Source organism: Methylomonas sp. PHL2-19, from assembly GCF_059331595.1.
In genome coordinates this window covers 3,909,768-3,931,500 of the sequence record NZ_CP196839.1, presented here as the reverse complement: position 1 = coordinate 3,931,500, position 21,733 = coordinate 3,909,768, and the positions used below count along the sequence as shown (strand labels likewise).

Annotated in this window: 27 protein-coding genes; 22 read left to right on the top strand and 5 right to left on the bottom strand. The window is 50.5% G+C overall.

Features of this window, described 5'->3' with window-relative positions:
- Positions 1-37: 37 nt before the first annotated feature.
- Positions 38-997 carry a glycosyltransferase gene (locus ACR02O_RS18085; RefSeq protein WP_458139405.1) on the bottom strand — a complete coding sequence of 320 codons (960 nt, stop codon included), beginning with the start codon at positions 995-997 and terminating at the stop codon, positions 38-40.
- A gap of 172 nt (positions 998-1,169) precedes the next feature.
- Positions 1,170-1,937: a polysaccharide deacetylase family protein gene (locus tag ACR02O_RS18080; protein WP_494522121.1), complete on the bottom strand. Its 768-nt coding sequence runs from the start codon at positions 1,935-1,937 to the stop codon at positions 1,170-1,172.
- On the opposite strand from ACR02O_RS18080, the gene ACR02O_RS18075 reads away from it, so the two are divergent.
- The 7 genes from ACR02O_RS18075 (at position 1,936) to sufD (ending at position 8,096) form a co-directional block, all read left to right on the top strand.
- A complete protein-coding gene (locus ACR02O_RS18075; protein WP_458139407.1) occupies positions 1,936-2,136 on the top strand; it encodes a hypothetical protein in 201 nt (66 codons plus the stop codon). The two genes, ACR02O_RS18080 and ACR02O_RS18075, sit on opposite strands and share 2 nt — an antisense overlap.
- Before the next feature lie 33 nt (positions 2,137-2,169).
- Complete coding sequence (locus ACR02O_RS18070) at positions 2,170-2,619, top strand: SUF system Fe-S cluster assembly regulator (protein WP_458139408.1); 450 nt, start codon at positions 2,170-2,172, stop codon at positions 2,617-2,619.
- A 14-nt stretch (positions 2,620-2,633) separates the two neighbouring features.
- Complete coding sequence (sufB, locus tag ACR02O_RS18065) at positions 2,634-4,082, top strand: Fe-S cluster assembly protein SufB (protein WP_494522120.1); 1,449 nt, start codon at positions 2,634-2,636, stop codon at positions 4,080-4,082.
- A gap of 491 nt (positions 4,083-4,573) precedes the next feature.
- On the top strand, positions 4,574-4,789 hold the full coding sequence (locus tag ACR02O_RS18060) for a hypothetical protein (protein WP_458139410.1): 216 nt from the start codon (positions 4,574-4,576) through the stop codon (positions 4,787-4,789).
- Positions 4,790-4,819: 30 nt separating this feature from the next.
- Positions 4,820-5,473 (top strand): hypothetical protein, encoded by a 654-nt coding sequence (locus tag ACR02O_RS18055; RefSeq protein ID WP_494522119.1) that lies wholly within the window; start codon positions 4,820-4,822, stop codon positions 5,471-5,473.
- A 587-nt stretch (positions 5,474-6,060) separates the two neighbouring features.
- Positions 6,061-6,810 (top strand): Fe-S cluster assembly ATPase SufC, encoded by a 750-nt coding sequence (sufC, locus tag ACR02O_RS18050; protein ID WP_458139412.1) that lies wholly within the window; start codon positions 6,061-6,063, stop codon positions 6,808-6,810.
- Entirely contained in the window at positions 6,807-8,096 is a 1,290-nt protein-coding gene (sufD, locus tag ACR02O_RS18045) for a Fe-S cluster assembly protein SufD (protein WP_494522118.1), read from the top strand. The genes sufC and sufD overlap by 4 nt, the downstream gene beginning before the upstream one ends.
- On the opposite strand, the gene ACR02O_RS18040 is transcribed toward sufD, so the two are convergent.
- Positions 8,091-8,651, bottom strand: a complete 561-nt coding sequence (locus ACR02O_RS18040; RefSeq protein WP_458139414.1) for a Uma2 family endonuclease — start codon at positions 8,649-8,651, stop codon at positions 8,091-8,093. The genes sufD and ACR02O_RS18040 overlap by 6 nt on opposite strands.
- Before the next feature lie 80 nt (positions 8,652-8,731).
- Here ACR02O_RS18040 and ACR02O_RS18035 point away from each other — a divergent pair, with 80 nt between their 5' ends.
- The 12 genes from ACR02O_RS18035 (at position 8,732) to ACR02O_RS17980 (ending at position 17,076) form a co-directional block, all read left to right on the top strand.
- Positions 8,732-9,955 carry a SufS family cysteine desulfurase gene (locus tag ACR02O_RS18035; RefSeq protein ID WP_458139415.1) on the top strand — a complete coding sequence of 408 codons (1,224 nt, stop codon included), beginning with the start codon at positions 8,732-8,734 and terminating at the stop codon, positions 9,953-9,955.
- Positions 9,955-10,407, top strand: coding sequence for a Fe-S cluster assembly sulfur transfer protein SufU (sufU, locus tag ACR02O_RS18030; RefSeq protein WP_033157393.1), 453 nt, complete (start codon positions 9,955-9,957; stop codon positions 10,405-10,407). Before ACR02O_RS18035 ends, sufU begins: the two co-directional genes overlap by 1 nt.
- A 10-nt stretch (positions 10,408-10,417) precedes the next feature.
- On the top strand, positions 10,418-11,188 hold the full coding sequence (locus ACR02O_RS18025) for a class I SAM-dependent methyltransferase (protein WP_458139416.1): 771 nt from the start codon (positions 10,418-10,420) through the stop codon (positions 11,186-11,188).
- Between the two features lie 35 nt (positions 11,189-11,223).
- Positions 11,224-11,538: a non-heme iron oxygenase ferredoxin subunit gene (locus ACR02O_RS18020; protein ID WP_458139417.1), complete on the top strand. Its 315-nt coding sequence runs from the start codon at positions 11,224-11,226 to the stop codon at positions 11,536-11,538.
- Positions 11,539-11,633: 95 nt separating this feature from the next.
- Positions 11,634-12,422, top strand: coding sequence for a prolipoprotein diacylglyceryl transferase (gene lgt / locus ACR02O_RS18015; protein ID WP_458139418.1), 789 nt, complete (start codon positions 11,634-11,636; stop codon positions 12,420-12,422).
- 85 nt (positions 12,423-12,507) lie between these two features.
- Positions 12,508-13,605, top strand: a complete 1,098-nt coding sequence (prfB, locus tag ACR02O_RS18010) for a peptide chain release factor 2 (RefSeq protein ID WP_171694740.1) — start codon at positions 12,508-12,510, stop codon at positions 13,603-13,605.
- A 51-nt stretch (positions 13,606-13,656) separates the two neighbouring features.
- A complete protein-coding gene (locus tag ACR02O_RS18005; RefSeq protein ID WP_129871371.1) occupies positions 13,657-13,890 on the top strand; it encodes a hypothetical protein in 234 nt (77 codons plus the stop codon).
- Positions 13,891-13,959: 69 nt separating this feature from the next.
- A complete protein-coding gene (locus ACR02O_RS18000; protein ID WP_033157397.1) occupies positions 13,960-14,190 on the top strand; it encodes a DUF433 domain-containing protein in 231 nt (76 codons plus the stop codon).
- A complete protein-coding gene (locus ACR02O_RS17995) occupies positions 14,187-14,555 on the top strand; it encodes a DUF5615 family PIN-like protein (RefSeq protein WP_033157398.1) in 369 nt (122 codons plus the stop codon). The genes ACR02O_RS18000 and ACR02O_RS17995 overlap by 4 nt, the downstream gene beginning before the upstream one ends.
- Before the next feature lie 39 nt (positions 14,556-14,594).
- Positions 14,595-16,091: a lysine--tRNA ligase gene (lysS, locus tag ACR02O_RS17990; RefSeq protein ID WP_458139419.1), complete on the top strand. Its 1,497-nt coding sequence runs from the start codon at positions 14,595-14,597 to the stop codon at positions 16,089-16,091.
- Between the two features lie 54 nt (positions 16,092-16,145).
- The gene (locus tag ACR02O_RS17985) at positions 16,146-16,634 is read left to right on the top strand and encodes a flavin reductase family protein (RefSeq protein WP_458139420.1); all 489 of its coding nucleotides are present in this window, start codon (positions 16,146-16,148) and stop codon (positions 16,632-16,634) included.
- Between the two features lie 223 nt (positions 16,635-16,857).
- Positions 16,858-17,076, top strand: a complete 219-nt coding sequence (locus ACR02O_RS17980) for a Nif11-like leader peptide family natural product precursor (protein ID WP_033157401.1) — start codon at positions 16,858-16,860, stop codon at positions 17,074-17,076.
- Positions 17,077-17,155: 79 nt separating this feature from the next.
- Here the strand turns inward: ACR02O_RS17980 and ACR02O_RS17975 are convergent, their stop codons facing one another.
- The gene (locus ACR02O_RS17975) at positions 17,156-18,427 is read right to left on the bottom strand and encodes an IS256 family transposase (protein WP_494521800.1); all 1,272 of its coding nucleotides are present in this window, start codon (positions 18,425-18,427) and stop codon (positions 17,156-17,158) included.
- A 201-nt stretch (positions 18,428-18,628) separates the two neighbouring features.
- Here ACR02O_RS17975 and folP point away from each other — a divergent pair, with 201 nt between their 5' ends.
- From folP to ACR02O_RS17960, 3 genes are all read left to right on the top strand, one after another.
- A complete protein-coding gene (gene folP, locus ACR02O_RS17970) occupies positions 18,629-19,447 on the top strand; it encodes a dihydropteroate synthase (protein WP_458139421.1) in 819 nt (272 codons plus the stop codon).
- Complete coding sequence (locus ACR02O_RS17965; RefSeq protein WP_494522117.1) at positions 19,444-20,364, top strand: 1-aminocyclopropane-1-carboxylate deaminase/D-cysteine desulfhydrase; 921 nt, start codon at positions 19,444-19,446, stop codon at positions 20,362-20,364. The genes folP and ACR02O_RS17965 overlap by 4 nt, the downstream gene beginning before the upstream one ends.
- Positions 20,365-20,466: 102 nt before the next feature.
- On the top strand, positions 20,467-21,516 hold the full coding sequence (locus ACR02O_RS17960; RefSeq protein WP_458139423.1) for a hypothetical protein: 1,050 nt from the start codon (positions 20,467-20,469) through the stop codon (positions 21,514-21,516).
- A 4-nt stretch (positions 21,517-21,520) separates the two neighbouring features.
- On the opposite strand, the gene ACR02O_RS17955 is transcribed toward ACR02O_RS17960, so the two are convergent.
- The gene (locus tag ACR02O_RS17955) at positions 21,521-21,730 is read right to left on the bottom strand and encodes a dodecin (RefSeq protein WP_033157405.1); all 210 of its coding nucleotides are present in this window, start codon (positions 21,728-21,730) and stop codon (positions 21,521-21,523) included.
- Positions 21,731-21,733 lie beyond the last annotated feature (3 nt).

Genomic DNA, 21,733 nt, shown 5'->3' with positions numbered 1-21,733 from the left:
TAATGCATTTAACTAAGCTTTTAATGGACAGATTAATTTAATTATTTATTAATAATTTGTTTTTCCAACGTGAAAAACAGCCACATATTTGCCCGAGAGAGTAGCTGATATTCATTGCCTGGCGCAGGCTATGTTTTGCGGTAAATGCCAATGCAAGCCATTGCCAAGTTTGGCGGACAATTTGCGAGATTAAGAATGGCGGTATGCCTAGGTAGGTGCGATGGTAGACCGGAAAGTCATTAATCGCTCCGCGATAGCCGGCCAGAAAATGAACATCTAAAAAGTAGCGCCGCCGCAGTCGCCAAGGTTCGACGGCGTGAAGTATTGCCATGTCCGGGCGGTAACGTATTCGGCGCTTTTGCTGGAGCAGCACATTAAACATCATCACATCTTCGCCTCCTCCTATGGTTTTACCTTTGCGGTCATACCTGCGATCAAAGCGCAATGCCGGATCGTTTCGGAATATCGCCATGTCGTATGCAATGTTGCCGGCCCAAACCGGTGTGGTGCTGTCTTCTATCCAGAAAGCTTGTTTGCCGTGATCTAGCGCACCTAGAAATCCCAACAATTCGTCGTCAAGCCATTCCGGACGCTTATGGTGCGTAAAGTCTATATCGATTCGTCCGCCAACACATTCGGCGCCTTCGCTGAAATATGCGTGTGTAACGGTTTCTAAAAGTCCGGTTAAAGGTAGTTCATCGTCGTCGATAAACACCAGAATGTCGGAATTGATTGCCTCTTGTATGGCTCTGTTGCGCGCTGCGACTATGCCTTGGTTGGGCTCGTGCACCCAGCGGAGCGTCGGGCCGGGTAGTTGCTGAAGTTGTTTCAATACCTCGCTTGTCGCGTCGCTACTGTTATTGTTGACAGCAAGAATTTCAAATGGAATCGGACAAGATTGTGCGCGCATGGCAAAGACCAGGTTCTCCAGTCTTTCCGCTCGGTTGTAGGTGCAAAAAGCGAATGTGAGCTTTTTAGAGGCTTTTTCCAGGCTCATTTTCGATATCTAAATGCAGAGAGTGGTAAAGAGTTGCCGGGCAAAGTCATGTTCTTAGGGTTTTAGGTTTTAGGCTCGGCGTAAAAGTATTGAATTCTGGTGGGGACGAATTTATGCGCTGTTTATCGCTGTTGGTTCATAGCGACGCTAAACGCTGCATTGGTATTTGTCATCAACTCGTATGACGCAGTTTATCCCAAACACGGTTCGCATAGTAGCGAGTCATCTTTTTCCACGATACGTCGTTGTCCGCAAAGTTTAGTTTGCGGGCTAGTGTGCTGACGCTGTCGCCGGAGAATATGGCAATACGCCTAACTAGGTAAGGGTTTGGTTCGCTATCGAACCAGCCGGGGCGGGTGGTGCAAGCCATACTATAGCCTGTCTGTTCGGCTATGGTGATTGAATCCGAGTTGAATCTACCAAAGGGATAGGCCAGGCTGCTGACTTGGGTTGACAATAAATCTTCGAGGACAGCTTTGGCTTTTGAAAGTTCGAATTGTTGTTGGTCGGAGCTGAGTAAGGATAGGTCTGGATGCGAGCAGGTGTGCGAAGCAACTTCCATTCCGGCTGAATGCATTTCAAGCAGTCGTTCAGTCGTTAGCATCCGTGTCTGAGTGGATGGTTTGCCTAGCCAATGGGCATGACCGCCGATGCAATCGGTAGCGATAAACCATGTGGCCTTCATCCCAAGCGTCATCAGAGGCAAAAAAGCCCCCGAATAGTTGTCTTCGTAGCCATCATCAAAAGTAATGACCACACTTTTTTCAGGTAGCGATTTGGCACTTTGCAAGTCTTTGAACAAAACCGTTGTCCAACCTTCTTGCTGTAGATACCGCAAATGCTTCGCAAACAAGTCCGCGCTTATCGAGTAATGCGACTCGGGTTGAGCGTCGGGCGTACCGTGATACATCAAAACAATAGGGCTGCGAGTTTGGGACATGGCTTTTATCAAATGGCTTATGTTTCGTTCCTTAAAAATAAGTGTATTGCAAAAAACCAAGATTTTCAGGGAAAAGTTATCTCAGGCTGTTTTCCGGGATGCTAAGCCAGATGGCGCAGTGCGCGAAAACCCAAAAAAGCGGTGTCCATGCGAAAGTAAAATTTTTAATAACCAAGCTATTTACTCAGGATTTAAATAAGACTAAAATAGTCCTAAATGAAAAGAGAGTGTAATGTTAAGGCTGAGTAAGTTGACGGACTATGCCACGGTTATCTTGAGCTATATGGCCAGAGATACGAGTCGCGTGCACGGTGCCCTGGAGATCGCAGAAGCGACCGGCATCGCTCAACCTACGGTCAGCAAAATATTAAAGATTTTGCTGAAGGCTGGCGTGTTGAGTTCCATGCGGGGTGCCAAGGGCGGTTATGCGTTGGCAAGAGATCCTGGCCGAATTACCGTGGCCACCGTGATTAGTGCTTTGGAAGGACCGATTGCCCTGACCGAATGCACGGCTTCTCATAAAGGCTGCGATCAAGCCAGCGGTTGCCGGATTCAAGGCAATTGGCATTTGATCAACCAAAAGATCGCCAATGCGCTGGAATCGGTGACCTTAGCCGATCTGATTTTGCCTTTTAAACCGCCGGAAGAAGTCTCCATTCCGGTTAACCAGTTGTTTCGCTAATTATTGAAAAGATTATGTCTACCAGCGCACAAGAAATTGAACATCTCATCAGTCAGGAATACAAACAAGGTTTTGTGACCGAACTGGAAGTAGATACCTTTCCGCCAGGCTTGGACGAAGATGTGATTCGCCGCTTGTCCAAAGTCAAAAACGAGCCGGAGTTCATGCTGGAATATCGCCTGAAAGCCTTTCGGCATTGGCAAACCATGCCGTCGCCAGACTGGGCGCAGCTCAAGATCGATCCTATCGATTATCAAGCTATCAGCTATTACTCCGCGCCCAAATCAAAAAAAGCCGGCCCTAAAAGCCTGGATGAGGTCGATCCGGAGTTGCTGGATACTTATAAAAAACTCGGCATCCCGCTCGACGAGCAAGAGCGACTGGCTGGGATTGCAGTGGATGCAGTATTCGACAGTGTGTCGGTAGCTACTACCTTCAAAGGCAAATTGAAAGACGCCGGCGTGATTTTCTGCCCGATTTCCGAAGCCCTGCACGAACATCCTGATTTGGTGAAGCAATATCTCGGTAGCGTAGTGCCGACCGGCGACAATTTTTTCGCCGCCTTGAATTCAGCGGTATTTACCGACGGTTCCTTCGTTTATATCCCCAAAGGCGTACGTTGCCCGATGGAATTGTCCACGTATTTTCGTATCAACGCCGCCAACACCGGCCAGTTCGAACGGACTTTGATCATCGCCGACGAAGGCTCGCATGTGTCGTATCTAGAAGGCTGCACGGCACCGATGCGCGACGAAAACCAGTTGCATGCGGCAGTCGTAGAATTGGTTGCTTTGGATAACGCTCAGATCAAATACTCCACCGTACAAAACTGGTATCCGGGCGACAAAGACGGCAAGGGCGGTATCTATAACTTCGTGACCAAACGCGCCGAATGCCGTGGGCATAACTCCAAAGTGTCCTGGACCCAAGTCGAAACCGGCTCGGCGATTACCTGGAAATACCCAAGCTGCGTATTGCTGGGCGATGACTCGGTCGGCGAATTTTATTCGGTGGCTTTGACCAACAATCTGCAACAGGCCGACACCGGCACCAAAATGATCCACATCGGCAAAAATACCCGCAGCACCATCGTATCGAAAGGGATTTCCGCTGGCCGCGCGCAAAATACCTATCGCGGTTTGGTGAAGGTCGCTAAATCGGCCGAAAACGCGCGTAATCACACCCAGTGCGACTCGCTGTTAGTCGGTGACAAATGCGGTGCGCATACGTTTCCTTACGTGGAAGTGAAACAGCCGACTGCCCAGGTTGAGCACGAAGCGACCACATCCAAAATCAGTGAAGACCAATTGTTCTTTTGCCAGCAGCGTGGTTTGTCCGCGGAAGATGCGGTGTCGATGATTGTGAATGGCTTTTGTAAGGAAGTGTTTAAGGAGCTGCCGATGGAGTTTGCGGTAGAGGCGCAGGCGTTGTTGGGGATCAGCCTTGAAGGAGCTGTTGGTTAAAAGGTTTTTTGTTCCCTCTCCCTCAGGGAGAGGGCTAGGGTGAGGGGCTTTTGAATTTGAGGTGTCGTTAAGGTGTCACTATCGCGACGGATTTTTTTGAAGTCGGGTCTCGGCCCGACAGCCGAAATACTTTCTTTTGCGTGGCCAAAAGAAAGTATTCAAAGAAAAGGCCACCCGACATTCCGTCTTAATCCTGCGCTTCTCGCTTTTGACGAGGGTTTTCGGAAGGGGCTTCCTGCCCCTCCGAAAACGAGCGGCATCCCTGCCGCTCCCCTGCGGGCTATTCTCGCCAAAAGCTGCGATGCTCGGGGCGGAATAACGGGAACAACCCCGTCGCGGATTTAAAGCAGTTGGATGTTTTTTGATTGGGAAAGAATTTGTAGGATGTGCCGACGAAAGGAGGCGCATTGTTGGCGACTGTGTTCAGCACATCCGAGCTTGACCGGAACAGTAGGCTATCGTTGATTATAAATATTTTCAGGAGGCAGATAATGGCATGGGTTGAAGTGAATATGGATGGTGAAAAATACAAAGCTTTAACACACGCACTTCACGCTATAGGATTCACACCTACAAGTGGTAGACCTTATAAGGACGAAATTGATGTTGTTTGGCGTAGCGCAAGAGCACAATTAAAAAAAGATGGTTTTTGTTCTGTTATCAGGAATGGTAAAGAGCACAAAATTCAACTTTGCAGTAATAAATAGTTGAATGTGCCTAAAGCATATAATGCAGATATGGAAAATCAACAGAAATTATCTAATCCAAGGTTTTCAGAATTAATTGAGCGTAGAATATTGTGGGCAATTATTTTTATTTTAGTTTTATCAAATGTATTAACGGTAGCGAATAACTCGTTTCAAAAATCATTATATGGTCTGCTTTCTTATATTCCAGTTGAGAGTCTTCTGAAAAATAGTCTGATCAACAATCAGAAATTACTCGAATTGGAAAAACAAAATCTTCAAAAGCAAGTCCATCACATGAATGCCAGGTGGGAGTCTCATCGTTTTAGAGCAATGGGTATTTCTAAGAACATTGGTAAACGGTTGAAAGCAAATACCCAGAGGAATGTTAGCTCGATTTTCGGTGAAGCAATTCCCTATTTGGGAGCTGCTTTAGTAGTTTCAGTGACGGTTGCTGATGTTAAAGATGCTTGCGACACCATCGGAGAAATGAGTGAATTAGCTCAATCATTGGATTTTGAAACAGATAACGAAGAGCAACTCACGGTCTGCGGAACAGAGATACCAAATGTTGATGAAGTGCTTGCTTCGGTAAAACAACATCTTGAAATTTCGGTCAATCAAGCTGAGGAGCAAGCCAAAGAATCTGCTATAAATCTTTATGATGCGATTGGCGGTACTCTTAATGTATTGCTAAATAAATAGCCGGGTAGCCCGCGTAGGTCCGATTAGCGAAGCGTAATCGGATGAATGAATTTAAATAAAGAATTAATGTTTCTATTTTCGGAAATAATTTTTTAGGTATTTAGCTAACAGATCGGGTTTTAAACATGCGTCCGATTAGGCTTCGCTAATCGGACCTACTATTTCGATTTCTAGCTTTAATTTTGGGGATGGTTTTATTCCCGTATGCCGCGCCGAGCACCGGAGCTTTTGAACGGATTAGCCCGTAGGGGCGCCGCATGGATGCGGCGCGTTGCCGAAGGGGCAGGAAGCCCCTTTCGGCAACCCCGTTCAAAAGCTTCGGAGCGCAGGGAGCAAGCGGCATCCGGGTCGCCTTTTCTTTGGATACTTTCTTTTGGCGATGCAAAAGAAAGTATCTCGGCCGTCGGGCCGAGACCCGACTTTAAAACACCGTCGCGATAGCGACACAAAAACAAAGATTTAAGTGCTAGGTTTAAAAGCCTAGCCAGGCCAATGGTGACGCTGGAGCGTCGACGACTGCGTTCCCACGCCGGAGCGTGGGAACGATAAGGTTCGGAATTATTTAAAAAACTTAGGTGACTAAACGTATGCTCAGCATCAAAAATCTCCACGTAACCATCAACGATAAACCCATTTTAAAAGGCCTAACCCTGGATATAAACCCAGGCGAAGTCCACGCCATCATGGGCCCCAACGGTGCCGGCAAGAGTACCTTGTCGCACGTGTTGTCCGGCAAAGCCGGCTATACCGTTACCGAAGGTAGCGTGACTTATAACGGCAAAGACTTGTTGGAACTGGCCCCGGAAATCCGCGCCCGCGAAGGGGTGTTTCTGGCCTTTCAATATCCGGTCGAGATACCCGGCGTCAGCAACATTTATCTGTTGAAGGCGGCGTTGAATGCCATGCGCAAGCATCACGGCTTGCCGGAAGTGGATGCGATGGATTTTCTGACCATCGTCAAAAGCAAGGTGAAGCTGTTGCAGATGGACGAAAAGTTTTTGTACCGCGCGGTTAACGAAGGCTTTTCCGGTGGCGAAAAGAAGCGTAATGAAATCTTGCAAGCGGCCATATTGGAGCCCAAATTGTGCATTTTGGACGAGACCGATTCGGGTTTGGACATCGATGCGCTGCGTATCGTCGCCGAGGGCGTTAACTCACTACGTTCCGCCGAGCGTTCGTTCCTGATGATTACCCATTACCAACGCTTGCTGGATTACATCAAGCCCGATGTGGTGCATGTGTTGGCCGACGGCAAAATCGTCAAGTCCGGCGGGCCGGAACTGGCGCTGGAATTGGAAGAGCGCGGCTACAGCTGGCTGGAAGGGCAAGCGGCATGAGCGGCGCGGCGTATTTGACTTCGTACCCCGATTTGGCGGCGAGTTTGCCTGGACTGGATTTGCCTTGGTTGCAAGGTTTCAGAAATCAGGCCCTGCAAACTTTTGCGGTCAACGGTTTTCCCGGCAATCGCGAGGAAGAATGGCGCTATACCAATCTGTCGGCGCTGAATAAAACCGTGTTTGCACCCAGTGCCAGTCAAGTTGTCGATGAAGATTGGTTGAACCAATACCGTTTGGAGGATGCCGCCAGTGTGGTGTTGGTTAACGGCCAATTTTCCGAGTCCTTGTCGCGACTGCAAGACATGGCTGGCAAAGTGTCTGTGTCCAGTCTGAAACAGGCTTTGCAAGACAATCCGGCTTGGCTGGAAAGCCGCTTGGGTCAGGCGGTGACTAGCGCCGAACACAATTTGGTGGCGTTTAATAACGCTTGGTTTAGCGACGGCGTAGTGATTGAAGTGGCGGCCAAACAGCAATTGGACAGACCAGTGCAGATTTTGCATGTGGTTACCCAAGCCGACGCATTGGCGGCGACCCGTAATTTGCTGGTGATCAACGAGCAAGCTGAAGCGGAAATCATCGAAACCTATGTCGGAAGCGTCGATAGTTATTTCACCGCCTCGGTTAACGAATGTCTGCTGGGCAGCAATTCGGGTTTGACGCTGTATAAAGTGCAGCTTGAAGCGGAAAAAGCCCAGCATTTTGGCGGGACTTATGTGAAGCAGGCGCGTGATAGCCGCTTCAATCATCACAATTTTGCCTTGGGTAGCGGTTTGGCGCGCAGCGATATTCATAGCGATCTGGATACCGCAGCCGAATGTTCCTTGAACGGGCTATTTGTGGTCGGCAAGCGCCAGCATATCGACAACCATACCCGTATCAACCACTTAAAACCGCACGGTATTAGCCGCGAGTTTTATAAAGGCGTGTTGGATAACAAGGCGCGTGGGGTGTTTCAAGGTCGGGTGATCGTCGCCGAAGATGCACAGCGTACCGATTCGGAAATGAACAACCGCAATCTGCTGTTATCGGCGGATGCCGAAGTGGATACCAAACCGCAGTTGGAGATTTACGCCGACGATGTGAAATGTTCGCACGGCGTAACGGCGGGGCAGTTGGAAGAAAAATCGGTGTTTTATCTGCAATCGCGCGGCCTGGATGAAGAGGCGGCCCGAAATATTCTGACCTTTGCGTTTGCCAACGAGATGGTGGATAAGGTTGATAACGCCGAATTGAAAGCCTTGCTGCTGAAAGAGTTATTAGAGCGGTTTCCGGCGATCAGCTTATAAGATAGCCGCGACCGAGACCTGAAGCGCCGGCAACGCCACTACATCGATGCTATCGGCTGCTGTCAGTACGGATTGATCCAGATAATCGCCGTCTTGCGGTTGCCGATACACTTCCAGGCACTGGTCGAGCAGATTGACTATCCAGTATTCGGTAATGCCATGGGTGGCATAAAGGCGCAGTTTTTGAGTGCGATCGAAGCGCAGAGTGCTGTCGGAGACTTCGATCAGCAATAGCACGTCGGCGGAGTTGGGGTGGCGGGTGGTGTAGTCGTTGGTATCGGGTTTAACCAGAACCAGATCGGGTTCCGGCTCGGACAAGTCGCCAAGTTGGACGGGGCCTTGTACGCGAACAGCAACCCCCTCGTCCCACAAGCGGGCAAAAATGCGATTTAAACGGTCAACATGCCCTGCATGGTTAAATCCAATTGGTGCCATAGTGAGAATTTCTCCTTCGATGAGTTCCAAGCGGCTTTCGGGCGGAAAAATTCCGGCCTCGCCCATGCGGTGCCATTCGGTGATGTCGGTGAGATGTTTTTGCGGAAAGACGGCGACCATAGTTTTATCCCATTAGCGAATCGACTCCCTCGATTCTAGTGTTTAGTACAGACGAAATCAATTAAACCAAACAGTTAGCGATGAGCATATTTCCAGTAGAACAAATCCGCGCCGATTTTCCCATCCTCGGCGAAACCATCCGTAACAAACCCTTGGTGTACCTGGATAACGCCGCCAGTTGCCAAAAACCGCAAGCGGTCATCGACAGCATCGTGCACACCTATAGTCACGAATACGCCAACATCCATCGCGGCGTGCACACCTTAAGCGTCCGCGCCACGGATAAATTTGAAGCTGCGCGGGAAAAGGTCAGGGCGTTTATCAATGCCGCCAGCGTTAAGGAAATAATTTTCGTGCGCGGGGCGACCGAGGCGATTAACCTGGTGGCGCAAAGCTACGGCAAATCGCAACTCAAAGCCGGTGACGAAATTATTATCAGCGCGATGGAGCATCACGCCAACATCGTGCCCTGGCAAATGCTTTGCCAACAAATCGGTGCGGTGCTGAAGGTCGCGCCGATGAACCGAGCCGGCGAATTGCTGTTCGACGAATTCGAAAAACTGTTGAACGCCAATACCAAACTGGTAGCGATCACCCAGATGTCCAATGCGCTGGGTACGATCAATCCGGTAGAGCAGATTATTGCCGCCGCCCATGCCAAAAACATTCCGGTGTTATTGGATGGTGCGCAGGCGATTCCGCATATGGCGGTGGATGTACAAGCCCTGGATTGCGATTTTTACGTGTTTTCCGGACACAAGCTTTACGGCCCGTCCGGCACCGGCGTGCTTTACGGTAAGCTGGCTTTGCTGGAAGCCATGCCACCCTACCAAGGCGGTGGCGATATGATTCGGCAAGTGACCTTCGCAAAAACCGAATACGCTGGATTGCCGCATAAATTTGAAGCCGGCACGCCGGCCATCGCTGAAATTATCGGCTTGGGCGCGGCCATCGATTACGTGACGGCGATTGGTATGGATAACATAGCCGCCTACGAAGCCGAGTTGCTGGATTACGCCACGCAGCAAGCCGAGCAGATCAAGGGTCTGAACATCATCGGTCAGGCGGCGCACAAGGGCGGTATCTTGTCGTTTACGCTGGACCGGATTCACCCGCACGACATCGGCACCATGCTAGACAGTTTGGGCATCGCCATCCGCGCCGGTCACCATTGCGCGATGCCGGTGATGGACTTTTACGGCGTACCCGCCACGGCGCGGGCCTCGTTTGCCATGTACAATACCCGCCAAGAAATCGATGTGTTGATGCAAGGCATCAAGTCCCTAATAGAGGTGTTTGGCTAATGTTTGAAGATTTACGCGATCTATACCAAGAGGTCATATTCGACCACAACCGCAATCCGCGCAATTTCCGGGTGATGGCGGATGCCAATCGCCAAGTGGAAGGTTTCAATCCTTTGTGCGGCGATAGGCTTACGCTGTTTTTGAAAATCGACGATCACGTGATTAGCGACGCCAGTTTTCAAGGTTCTGGTTGTGCGATTTCCACGGCGTCCGTATCGCTGATGACCGAGATTGTCAAAGGTAAAACCGAAGCCGAGGCCGATGCCTTGTTCAAGCAGTTTCACGAAATGACCACCGGCAAAACCGAGGAAATTAATCTGGAGGCCATCGGTAAATTGGCGGTATTGGCCGGTGTGCGCGAATATCCTGCCAGGGTGAAATGCGCGACTTTGGCTTGGCATACGCTGGATGCCGCTTTGAAAAACGAAGCCCAGTCTATTTCCACCGAATAAGTTATCGCGTGTGACGAGCTTGTCCGAACAGGGGGCGGTTGTCTATGCCGATGGCTCGGTGTTGTCCGCCAGTCAGGCGCTAGCCGAACGCTTGGGCTGGCCCTTGCTGGCCTTGCAGTGTTTACCCACCGAATTGCCGCAAACGTTCTTCCTTTGTTACCGGGATGCTTGTCTGAAGTTACTGGACAAACAAACCCTGAAAAAGGGCGGTTTGGCGGTCGATGTGGATCCGCGTCCCGGCGAACAGCATTCCTATCCAGCGCCCAAAAAAGACTTGTTGGCGCAGGCCATCGGCAAGAAAACCAAAACCGTTGTCGATGCCACGACCGGTTGGGCGCAAGACAGCTTGGTGCTGTTTCGCATGGGTTATCAATTGACCTGCATCGAGCGCTCGCCGGTGATGGCCGAATTGATTGCCGATGGTTTTCAGCGTCTGGCGCAGAAGGATTGGGTGCTGAACCGGAAGTTGCAAACGCCCGAATTACTGGTCGGAAACGCCATCGAATTACTGGGCGGTTTATCGGAAAAGCCGGATTGTATTTATCTGGACCCGATGTTTCCCGCCAAGCGCAAGCAAACCGCGGCGACTCGCAAATCGATGGCCATACTGCGCGACATATTGGGTGATGATCTGGATAGGGCGGAATTGTTCGCTGCGGCCTGGCAGGCTACCGGCAAGCGGGTGGTAGTGAAAAGCCCCGATTATGCGGAGCCGCTGGGCGGCAAACCTAGCGAAACTTATCAGGGCAAATTGCTCCGATACGACGTTTATCTAAAATAAATGGGCAGACGCAGCCCAACCCAAACGAGGCAAGCATGAGTGATTGGATAGATGTTGTAGCCGAATCGGCACTGGCAAATGGCGAGCATGTGCTGGTCGATGTCGATGGCACCGATGTGGCGATTTTTAAAATCGACAACCAATGTTATGCGATCGAAGACGTGTGCACCCATGACGGCGCTGAAATCGCCAGTGGCGAGTTGGATGGCGACGAAATCGTTTGCCCGCGCCACGGCGCCCGGTTTTGCGTGAAAACCGGCGCGGTAAAATGTGCCCCGGCTTACGAAGATGTGGCTACTTTTGCGGTACGGATAGTTGACAGCCGGATACAAGTCGAGAATCCTAACTAAACCGGCGCCAGGCAAAAGATAAACGGCGAAAAAAGCCAGTCGGCGTTAGAATTCCCGATCTTTCGCGATTCAACCGTAACAACTCCCGCATCATCATGGAACACTTCATCTGGAATATAGACCCTATTCTCGTCGACTTCGGCTTCTTGAAAATCCGTTGGTACGGCTTGATGTTCGCATCGGGCTTTGTCGGCAGTTTTTTGACCATGCAATGGATTTATCAACGCGAGGGCAAAAACATCGAAGAGCTGGACACGCTGCTTTGGTACATGGTGATCGCCACCATCGTCGGTGCGCGCCTGGGTCATACTATGCTCTACGATCCTGCTTATTATTTGTCTCACCCTTTGAAAATCCTGGCAGTATGGGAGGGCGGTTTGGCCAGTCACGGCGCGACGCTGGGTATCATTCTGGCTTTATATTTATACCGGCGCAAATACGGTGATAGTTATTTCTGGTTGTTGGATCGCGTCAGTATCCCGACCGCCCTGGCCGGTGCACTTATCCGGATCGGCAATTTCTTCAATTCCGAGATTTTAGGGATTCCGTCAGAACAACCCTGGGCCGTGGTGTTTGCGCGGATCGATCCGCTGCCGCGCCATCCGGTACAGCTTTACGAAGCGGCGTGTTATCTGCTGATTTATGGGATTTCGTTGGCGATTTATAAAAAGCACGCGGATAAACCCGGTTTTGTGTTTGGCTGTTTCATCAGCATGCTGTTCAGCGTGCGGTTTGTCCTGGAATACTTTAAAACCGAACAAGCCATGTACGACACCGGGGTGATGTTCACCACCGGCCAGCTACTCAGTGTGCCGTTCGTGCTGGCCGGCATTGGCTGTATCGTGTGGGCTATGAAAAACCATCAGCCCAAGCCTGTCGCTTAATCGTTTATAATCCCCGGCTTTTAATCGCCGGGGTTGCCCGGCGTATGCTGCCCCGTTGGGGTATCCGTTTCGGTTTTGAGAGTTCATGCAAGAAATTAATCCCATTAAATACAAGATAGCCGACCTGCGTGAACGTAGCGCCGGTCTGAAAAGCTATCTGGATTTCGATACAAAAAGTGAGCGTTTGGTGGAAGTGCTGCGCGAACTGGAAGATCCGGCGATCTGGAATAAACCGGAACAAGCGCAAGCCATGGGCAAGGAACGGGCAATGTTGGAAGGCATTGTCAATACTATCCTGGAACTGGAACAAGGTCTGTCCGACGCGGAAGAATTGCTGTTAATGGCGGTGGAAGAAAACGACGAGGACACCGTCGATACCGTGGCCGCCGATCTTGAAGAGTACGAAAAGAAAGTCGCGGCGTTGGAATTTCAACGCATGTTCGCCGGCGAAATGGACCCGAACAATGCGTTTTTGGATATTCAGGCCGGTTCCGGTGGTACGGAGGCGCAGGATTGGGCATCCATGATCGAACGCATGTATTTGCGTTGGGGCGAGGCGAAAGGCTTTAAAACCGAGTTAATCGAGGAATCGCCGGGTGACGTGGCCGGTATCAAAAGCGCGACCATCAAGTTCGAAGGGCCATATGCTTTTGGCTGGCTACGCACCGAAACCGGCGTGCATCGCTTGGTACGAAAATCGCCGTTCGATTCCGGCAACCGCCGCCACACTTCGTTTGCCTCGGTATTTGTTTCACCTGAAATCGACGACGATGTGGAAATTGACATTAATCCCGCCGACTTGCGTATCGACGTTTACCGCGCCAGCGGTGCAGGTGGTCAGCACGTCAACCGAACCGAATCCGCAGTGCGGATTACCCACGGTCCCAGCGGCATCGTCACCCAATGCCAAAGCGATAGGTCGCAGCATAAAAACAAAGACACGGCGATGAAGCAACTGAAAGCCAAATTGTACGAAATGGAAATGCTGAAACGTAGTGAAGGCTTGCAGGCGATTGAAGATTCCAAATCTGACATCGGCTGGGGTAGCCAGATTCGTTCCTATGTATTGGATCAATCTCGTATCAAGGACCTACGTACCAATGTCGAAACCGGCAATACCCAGGCGGTGTTGGATGGCTCGCTGGATCAGTTTATTGAGGCTAGTTTGAAGAGCGGGTTGTAAGTTTGATAATCATTAATTACGTCGTCGCCAAAGCATGAGTGGTGTGTTTGAATGACACAAAATAACAACGAATTTTCATCTTTATCTGATCATGAACTCGTGGATGCGTATGGGCATTCTGGAGACCCTTGGGTTCATGAAATGATTAGAGCAGAAGAACGTCGGCGCATGGCCGAGCGTGCTTTAGCTCAAGCGACAATATCCAACAAAATCGCAATCGCTTCTTTGGTGATAGCATTTGCAAGCCTAATTGTTGCGATTCTAGCATTACTTAAAACTGATTGACGCACACTGGGCATCATAGGGAAACGCTCCCGCTTTACTTCAAGCTCTGAATTTACTGTCGGAGGGACTATGAAAGGTTTTTCACGGATTACGTTTGACGCTACGGTGATGGGCGGAAAACCCTGTCTGCGAGGACTAAGGGTGACAGCGGGAATGCTTGTTGGTTTGGTGGCCAGTGGCTATTCGACCGAACAGATACTGGAGTTGTACCCTTATTTGGAAGCCGATGATGTTACGGAAGCCCTTCGTTTCGCCGCGTGGAGAGCCGAGGAGATTGAGTTACCATTGAATGCCGCGTGAAAATATTATTGGACATGAATTTATCCCCTGCTTGGACAGGTGTGCTAAACCAAGCAGGGTTCGATTCCGTACACTGGTCCACAGTCGGCCCTGCGGATGCTCCAGACGTTCAGTTATTTAAATGGGCCAGGGAAAATGAAGCCGTGGTATTTACCCACGATTTGGATTTTGGCGCGCTGTTAGCGTTGACTGGTGTGGAAGCACCGAGCGTGTTTCAAATTCGTACCCAAAATATTTCACCACAAGTGCTCGGACCGAGAGCTATTGAATTGTTGCACCGCTTCAAAACGGAGCTTGATAATGGTGCTTTGATCGTTGCCGACGAATTGCGCGAAAGAGTAAGGTTGTTGCCCTTAAGTCGCTAAATTTAAGCCTAATTTATCTCTATATAATAATTTTTGAAAATGTCAGAACTCGAACACGACGAACAAGAACAGATCAAACAACGCCGCGAAAAACTTAACGCCCTGCGCGAAGAAGGCATCGCATTCCCGACCGATTTTCGGCGCAATGTGGTGGCCGGTGAATTGTTGGCCGAATACGGCGATAAATCTGAAGAGGAATTATTAGCCGAACCGATTCGGGTGAAGATCGCCGGGCGGATGATGACGCGGCGTATCATGGGCAAAGCCAGTTTCTGCCATTTACAGGATATGTCGGGACAGATACAGGTCTATGTCGCGCGCGATAATCTGCCGGAAGGGGTTTACAACGACCAGTTCAAGAAGTGGGATATCGGCGACATTATCGGTGCGGAAGGCATCTTGTTCAAAACCAAGGTCGGCGAACTCAGCGTCAAAGTCGATGACATTCGACTGCTGACCAAAGCCTTACGGCCGCTGCCGGAAAAATTCCACGGTATCGCCGATCAAGAGATCAAATACCGTCAGCGTTATCTGGATTTGATCATGAGTGACGAGACGCGCAAAACCTTCCTAATGCGTTCGAAAATCGTCAATTACATCCGCGAATTTTTGATCGCGCGCGACTTCCTGGAAGTGGAAACACCGATGATGCAAGTCATCCCCGGCGGCGCGACTGCCCGGCCATTCACCACTTTCCATAATGCGCTGGATATGGAACTCTATCTACGTATCGCGCCGGAACTGTATCTGAAAAGACTGGTGGTGGGGGGGTTCGAACGGGTTTTCGAGATCAATCGTAACTTCCGCAACGAAGGTCTGTCGACCCGCCACAATCCCGAATTCACGATGATGGAGTTCTACCAAGCCTACGCCGAGTATGGCGACTTGATGGATCTGACCGAAGCGATGCTGAAAGGCATAGCCGAAGATGTGGTAGGAAATAGCGTTATTGAATATCAAGGTGATCAATACGATTTCGGCAAACCGTTCGCGCGGATGACAGTGTTGGAGTCGATTTTGCATTTCAACCCCGAATTGACTTTGGCTGATCTGACGGCTCGGGAAGCGGCCGTGAAAGTTGCCGAGAATTTAAAGATTCCGGTTAAAGACAGTTATGGCTTGGGCAAGGTGCAAATCGAGATTTTCGAAAAAACCGTCGAACACCGCTTGATGAATCCGACTTTTATTACCGCTTATCCGGTGGAAGTATCACCGCTGGCGCGCCGTAACGACAACGATCCGCATGTCACCGACCGCTTCGAATTCTTCGTCGGCGGCCGCGAGATTGCCAACGGCTTTACCGAGTTGAACGATGCTGAGGACCAAGCCGAGCGCTTCCAGAAACAGGTCGAGGAAAAAGAAGCCGGCGACAACGAAGCCATGCATTTCGATGCCGATTACATTACTGCGTTGGAGCACGGCATGCCGCCCACCGCCGGCGAGGGCATTGGTATCGACCGTTTGGTGATGCTGTTTACCAACTCGCCGAGCATTCGCGATGTGCTGTTGTTCCCGCACATGCGTCCCAAAAACTGATGTCACAATCAGACGTCTATGCCGTGTTATCGCTATTGGATTTAAGAGAAAATTATGAGCGTTGAAGCCAAAGAATTTAAAAATGCCCTGAAATTATGGGCCAGCGGTGTGACAGTGGTGACAACCCAAGGGCGCGATAATCAGCCCCGAGGCATGACCGCCACGGCGTTTAGCAGCGTGTCCGTGGAGCCGCCGCAAATATTGGTCTGCCTTAACCAAGCGACCGATACCGGTGCTGCATTGCTGGAAAGCCGCCGCTTCGCCGTGAATATTCTGAATAGTGCACAAGAAGACGTTTCCAATCAATTTGCCGGCAGTACCACCCAAGAACAGCGTTTTGCCAGCATTGCTTGGCAAGCCGGTGAAAATGGCGCGCCTATTTTGAACGAAGCTCTGGCGGCACTGGAGTGTCGGGTAGTGCAACAAGTTCAGGCCGGTAGCCACTGGGTGATTATCGGTGAAGTCGATAGCGTGGTTTGCCGGGAAGGTGAGCCTTTGCTTTATTACCATTCCGCTTACCGCACGGTGGCGGCGCAAGATTAAGCCAAAAATCCTCGTTGCGATTGTTGCTTGATAGAGCAGACAATTGTCGTATACCCGACAAATTTCTCATGAATTGTGTGTGAATAGACGCGATTGTTGCCGGGTTTGTTGATTTGTAACGCCATGAACCGCATGAAAAATAACGGTCATATAGATATGGCCGATTTTTTGCTTATGAGAGATTGGATTTTATCCATCTTTCAGAGTTATCACGGAGTTATCAATGTCAATCAAGGTTATCAAAGAGTTTTCTGAAAAATCCAAAAGCGATGAGGGCTTGAAAGAAAAGCTGAAAGCCTGTCTCAAAATCAAGGAGCTATTGTTATTGGGTAAGGAATACGGGTTCGAAATCGATGAAGTGGAATTGTATCCACCCAACGAACCGCAATTTGTTGAAGAACAGCTTTCAGAAAAACTTGCCAAAGCTCTGCTCAGAGTTTAACGATTGAGTGCCATCCTGCTTCCCGGCGGGGTGGCACCGTTATGAGAAATAGTCAAATCTGGTGTATGGCTGATTTGAATCAGGCGGCCATCTGCTGTGTTTCTTCTGTTTTCTCCGGTTCCATAATGACAGCCATGCCGTCCTGAAAACGAATGCCCTCAATCACATCCGGCAATCGTTTAAAGCCGCGTATCTTGCGCCAACTCTTCTCGGCGGTTAACGCCAATTGGAACACCAAGCCCAACAAGGTATTGCGGGACACGCAGTTCTTGGTGCGGGTGGTCCGATGGCGAATCGTCGCAAAGCTGGATTCGATCGGATTTGTCGTCCGAATGTGTATCCAGTGCTCGGCGGGAAAGTCGTAAAAGGCCAATAGCGATTCACGGTCTTTTTCCAACACGCCCACCGCCTTGGGGTACTTGGCTTCAAAGTCACGCAAGAACGTGTCGAAGGCTTGATTGGCCAGGGCTTTGGTTTCCGCCATCCAGATTTCTTTCAGCCCCGCCTTGGCCTTGCCTTGGATTGAATCGGGTAGCGTCGCCAGCACATTCGCCGTCTTATGCACCCAGCAGCGCTGGTGTTGTGTGGTGGGCCAAGCTTCGTTGATGGCTGCCCAGAAACCCAAAGCGCCGTCGCCGGTAGCCAGTTTCGGCGCGTCCTGTAGACCTCGCGTTTGTAAATCCTGCAAAACACTCAGCCACGAGGCTTTCGATTCCCGATAACCGTCCGATAAGGCCAGCAAGCGCTTTTCACCCTGTTCGTTGACTCCGATGATGACCAATAGGCACAGCCGATCATCCTCGCCACGCAGGGTCGAATAGATGCCGTCGGCCCAGACATACACAGTGCGCTCCTTCGATAAATCTCGCCGATTCCAGGCCAGATAATCCTCGGCCCATTGGGCTTTCAGGCGGCTAACCACGGCAGGTGACAAGCCTTTGGCATCGTCACCCAGCAACACCGATAAGGCCGACTGCATGTCGCCGGTGGAAATGCCGCGCAAATACAGCCAGGGTAAGGCCGCTTCCACCCGTTTTGTCTTGCGAACATACGGCGGCACCAGCGACGAGTTGAACTTGATCCTGCCGCCGGAACGGTCTCGAACCTTGGGGATTTTGACCGTCACGTTACCCACGCCCGTCACGATCTCCCGCTCCGGCAAATAGCCATTACGCACCACGGTTTGCCGGCCCCGTAAATCGGTAACCTTGGCGTATTCGCCCAGAAAAGCCTGTAGCTCCGCCTCAACGGCTTGTTGGATCAAGGCTCTAGCACCCGTCTTCAACAAATCCGTCAAAGGATCGTTAATCCCACTGGCATTATTCCAGTCTTTTGCATTATCTTTGTTCATGGCGTCTCTCATTTTGCTGTTATTCGATCTCGACAATCTCATTTCAGCAGAGGGCGCCACCTTTCATCAAGTCGGGCCGTACACCAGATTTAGTTATAACTCCACCGTTATCGGTAAGGCGTAAAACGGCAGTCCGTAAATTCTAAAAACGACTCGACAACGGTAAACTACACGTTTGCGGCTATCGAGGAGTTTTCAAACATGTTCAATGCTATCCACGCTCCCCAACTGATGGGGATACTCAATGTCACTCCCGATAGTTTTTCCGATGGCGGCAAATTTACTGGCGTGGCGGCAGCGATAGCTCAAGCTGAAAAAATGATCGCTGAAGGCGCCGATATTATCGATGTCGGCGGTGAGTCGACGCGGCCTGGCTCCGATCCCGTTATGGCGGATGAGCAAATTCGCCGAGTGGTGCCGGTGATTAACGCGATCCGTGCGAACAATCCCCAAGTTCAAATCAGTATAGATACCACCTTAAGTCAGGTTGCAGCATCAGCGGTGACGGCGGGGGCGAGTATCATCAACGATGTCTCGGCCGGCCAAGGCGACCCTAAGATGTTGGCTTTTGCGGCAACAACGCAACTTCCCATCATCCTGATGCATATGCAGGGCACGCCCAAAACCATGCAAGATAGGCCGCATTACGACGACGTGTTGACCGAGGTACTCACCGCTTTGCAACAACGCATTTCAGAAGCATTGGCGGCAGGCGTGTTGCCGGAAAACATCGCGATAGATCCAGGGATCGGTTTTGGCAAAGGCAAACAGGACAATATCGATCTGTTGGCGCATTTATCCCGCTTCGTCGACTTGGGTTATCCCGTGTTATTGGGAACCAGCCGCAAGCGCTTCATGGGTAGCATCTGCAATGTCAGCGAACCCGCAGAGTTGGTTACCGCGACAGCCGTGACCACGGCGTTAGGGGTGATGGCGGGGGTACAAATGTTTCGGGTTCATGATGTCAAAGCCAACCGGCAGGCAGCGGATGTGGCGTGGGCCATCAAGCTGGCGCAGTGATAGATCTAGATCTAGATCTGCGTTTGCAGGTATTGCAGGCTAAATTGGCGGTATCGCCGCTGACTAAGATCAACCACCCAGAGTTAACCAACCGACAGTTGGAGTTGTGGATCAAGCGCGATGACTTGCTACATCCGATTATCTCCGGCAATAAATGGCGCAAGCTCAAATATATCCTCAATCAGGCCTTACACAATGGCGCCGACAGTATCGTCAGCATGGGCGGCGCCTATTCCAATCATTTACACGCCCTGGCTTTTACCGGTAAAGCCTTGGGGCTGAAAACCATAGGCTATATTCGCGGCGAGCGGCCCACGCAACTTAATGCCACGCTGCATGATCTGCTTGATTGGGGCATGGAGCTGCGTTTTGTGTCGCGTAGCGACTACAGGCAATTGCGCGACTACAAAGGTCACGACAGCTTACCTGAACTGCAGGCCGGCCAATATTGGTTGCCGGAAGGCGGAGCTACAGACTTGGCTTTGCAAGGCGTTGCCGAACTGGTCGATGAAATTGACGTCGGCTTTCATACGCTGGCCGTTGCCTGCGGCACGGGCACCACTTTGGCAGGTTTGCTTACCTCGCCGCTAACTCAACAGGCTATCGGTGTGGCAGCGCTGAAGGGTGGCGACTTTCTAATCGACGATGTCGAGCAATTGCTGAATAAACGGGGAATGAACAGTCATGCGGACTGCCGAATTTTAGTGGATTACCATTTCGGCGGTTTCGCCAAAACGACGCCGGCTTTGTTGGCGTTTATGCAGGATTTTCAACGGCAACACGGTATCGAGCTGGAACCGATCTACACCGGAAAATTGCTGTTTGCGCTCTACGATTTAATCCGGAAGGGGTATTTCCCGGCTGGGCAGCGGATAGTGGCAATCCATACCGGCGGTTTGCAAGGCAAGCGCAACTAGCATTTCTGGTGGTTTTACCGGTTAAAAATCAAATAGATATTGAGTCATTACTCAAAATGGTGATAATAGCCGCTGCCTAAAAAATAATAACAAGGTGGCACCGTGGTTGCGCAGATCATTTCATTCCCCGAGCAAAAAAGTAGCAATAAACTGGCGGTGTCTTTCCGCTTTTTACTGAGTTTGTATGCCATTGTGCCGCTGTGTTTATTGGTCCTTTGGCTAGACGAATTCGGCTTTAATTTTGCATTACGCGATATGCTGCCCAGTAGCCCCACGCATTTTTTGTTGTTTCAAATTTTGTTCGGTACTCCGCATATCGTCGCTAGTAACCTATTATTGGTCAGTCATCAGGACTATCTGCAAGCCTTTAAAGGCAAATTAATCGCCATGACTTTGTTCATCATGGTGTTTTTCGGTATCGGCAGCCTGTTTATTCCATACCGTGCGCTATACATCATTACCGCTTGCTGGACGGTCTATCACGTTTTGAAGCAACAGCATGGTATCGCCAAAGCCGCTTGCCGCTTGCCGGGCTGGGCGTTTTACCTGCAACTGTGGCTCAGCGTCGGTGCCGGTATCTTCATTTACATGGGGATTTTTCTGAAAAACAGCCTGGAGCCGGAACAAGCCGCCCAAGTGTTGCAAATTGCCAGCGTGCTGACGACGGCTTTGGTTATCAGCACGGTGTTTTGCCAACGTTACGTGCCCAGCCGCTTGGGTATCTATTTTTTGTGGGCCAACACACTGCTGGTCGTTAGCAGTTGGTATGTTTACAGCCAGCAGTATTATTTTCTGGCGATCTTGATGCCGCGCTTGGTGCACGATATTACCGCTTACAGTTTTTACGTGACTCACGACGTGAATCGTCACAGCGAACAGCCGCAGAATAATTTGTTCCTAGCTGCAACGGCGATTCGATTACCTGTTTGGCTGGTATTGCCGCTGCTGTCGTTTGTTTTGACCTACCTGTTACAGGCTTATGGCGACGATCTGGTCAATTTATTGCTGCAAACCCTGTTTTCCACGCAAATTTATAAAGCCGTCACCTTGGGTTTTCTTGGATATTTGGCCTTGATGCATTATTACACCGAGGCGTTTGTGTGGGCCGCCGGCTCGCCGCTAAGGCGTTATATTCGCTTTAGCGGCGTCTAATCGCCTAGTGCGGCAGCGTGTAACCCACTTTAATGGTGACCTGCCAATGCGCGACCTTGCCGTTATCGATATGGCCGCGGGTTTCCACCACTTCAAACCAACGCATGTTTTGGATGGTTTCGCCGGCTTTGGCGACGGCGTTCTCGATGGCTTGTTGGATGCCTAGGCTGGATGAGCCGGTTAGTTCGACTTTTTGATAGACATGTTCTGGCATGTT

Coding starts and splice junctions, on each gene's coding strand:
- sufD (WP_494522118.1), top strand. CDS start 6,807: ATGAGCGGCGCGGCGTATTTGACTTCGTACCCCGATTTGGCGGCGAGT.
- ACR02O_RS17985 (WP_458139420.1), top strand. CDS start 16,146: ATGAGCGTTGAAGCCAAAGAATTTAAAAATGCCCTGAAATTATGGGCC.
- ACR02O_RS18070 (WP_458139408.1), top strand. CDS start 2,170: ATGTTAAGGCTGAGTAAGTTGACGGACTATGCCACGGTTATCTTGAGC.
- folP (WP_458139421.1), top strand. CDS start 18,629: ATGTTCAATGCTATCCACGCTCCCCAACTGATGGGGATACTCAATGTC.
- ACR02O_RS17975 (WP_494521800.1), bottom strand. CDS start 18,427: ATGAACAAAGATAATGCAAAAGACTGGAATAATGCCAGTGGGATTAAC.
- ACR02O_RS17980 (WP_033157401.1), top strand. CDS start 16,858: ATGTCAATCAAGGTTATCAAAGAGTTTTCTGAAAAATCCAAAAGCGAT.
- prfB (WP_171694740.1), top strand. CDS start 12,508: ATGCAAGAAATTAATCCCATTAAATACAAGATAGCCGACCTGCGTGAA.
- lysS (WP_458139419.1), top strand. CDS start 14,595: ATGTCAGAACTCGAACACGACGAACAAGAACAGATCAAACAACGCCGC.
- sufU (WP_033157393.1), top strand. CDS start 9,955: ATGTTTGAAGATTTACGCGATCTATACCAAGAGGTCATATTCGACCAC.
- ACR02O_RS18060 (WP_458139410.1), top strand. CDS start 4,574: ATGGCATGGGTTGAAGTGAATATGGATGGTGAAAAATACAAAGCTTTA.
- ACR02O_RS18005 (WP_129871371.1), top strand. CDS start 13,657: ATGACACAAAATAACAACGAATTTTCATCTTTATCTGATCATGAACTC.
- sufC (WP_458139412.1), top strand. CDS start 6,061: ATGCTCAGCATCAAAAATCTCCACGTAACCATCAACGATAAACCCATT.
- lgt (WP_458139418.1), top strand. CDS start 11,634: ATGGAACACTTCATCTGGAATATAGACCCTATTCTCGTCGACTTCGGC.
- ACR02O_RS18085 (WP_458139405.1), bottom strand. CDS start 997: ATGAGCCTGGAAAAAGCCTCTAAAAAGCTCACATTCGCTTTTTGCACC.
- ACR02O_RS18055 (WP_494522119.1), top strand. CDS start 4,820: ATGGAAAATCAACAGAAATTATCTAATCCAAGGTTTTCAGAATTAATT.
- ACR02O_RS18000 (WP_033157397.1), top strand. CDS start 13,960: ATGAAAGGTTTTTCACGGATTACGTTTGACGCTACGGTGATGGGCGGA.
- sufB (WP_494522120.1), top strand. CDS start 2,634: ATGTCTACCAGCGCACAAGAAATTGAACATCTCATCAGTCAGGAATAC.
- ACR02O_RS18040 (WP_458139414.1), bottom strand. CDS start 8,651: ATGGTCGCCGTCTTTCCGCAAAAACATCTCACCGACATCACCGAATGG.
- ACR02O_RS18035 (WP_458139415.1), top strand. CDS start 8,732: ATGAGCATATTTCCAGTAGAACAAATCCGCGCCGATTTTCCCATCCTC.
- ACR02O_RS18075 (WP_458139407.1), top strand. CDS start 1,936: ATGGCTTTTATCAAATGGCTTATGTTTCGTTCCTTAAAAATAAGTGTA.
- ACR02O_RS18020 (WP_458139417.1), top strand. CDS start 11,224: ATGAGTGATTGGATAGATGTTGTAGCCGAATCGGCACTGGCAAATGGC.
- ACR02O_RS17955 (WP_033157405.1), bottom strand. CDS start 21,730: ATGCCAGAACATGTCTATCAAAAAGTCGAACTAACCGGCTCATCCAGC.
- ACR02O_RS18080 (WP_494522121.1), bottom strand. CDS start 1,937: ATGTCCCAAACTCGCAGCCCTATTGTTTTGATGTATCACGGTACGCCC.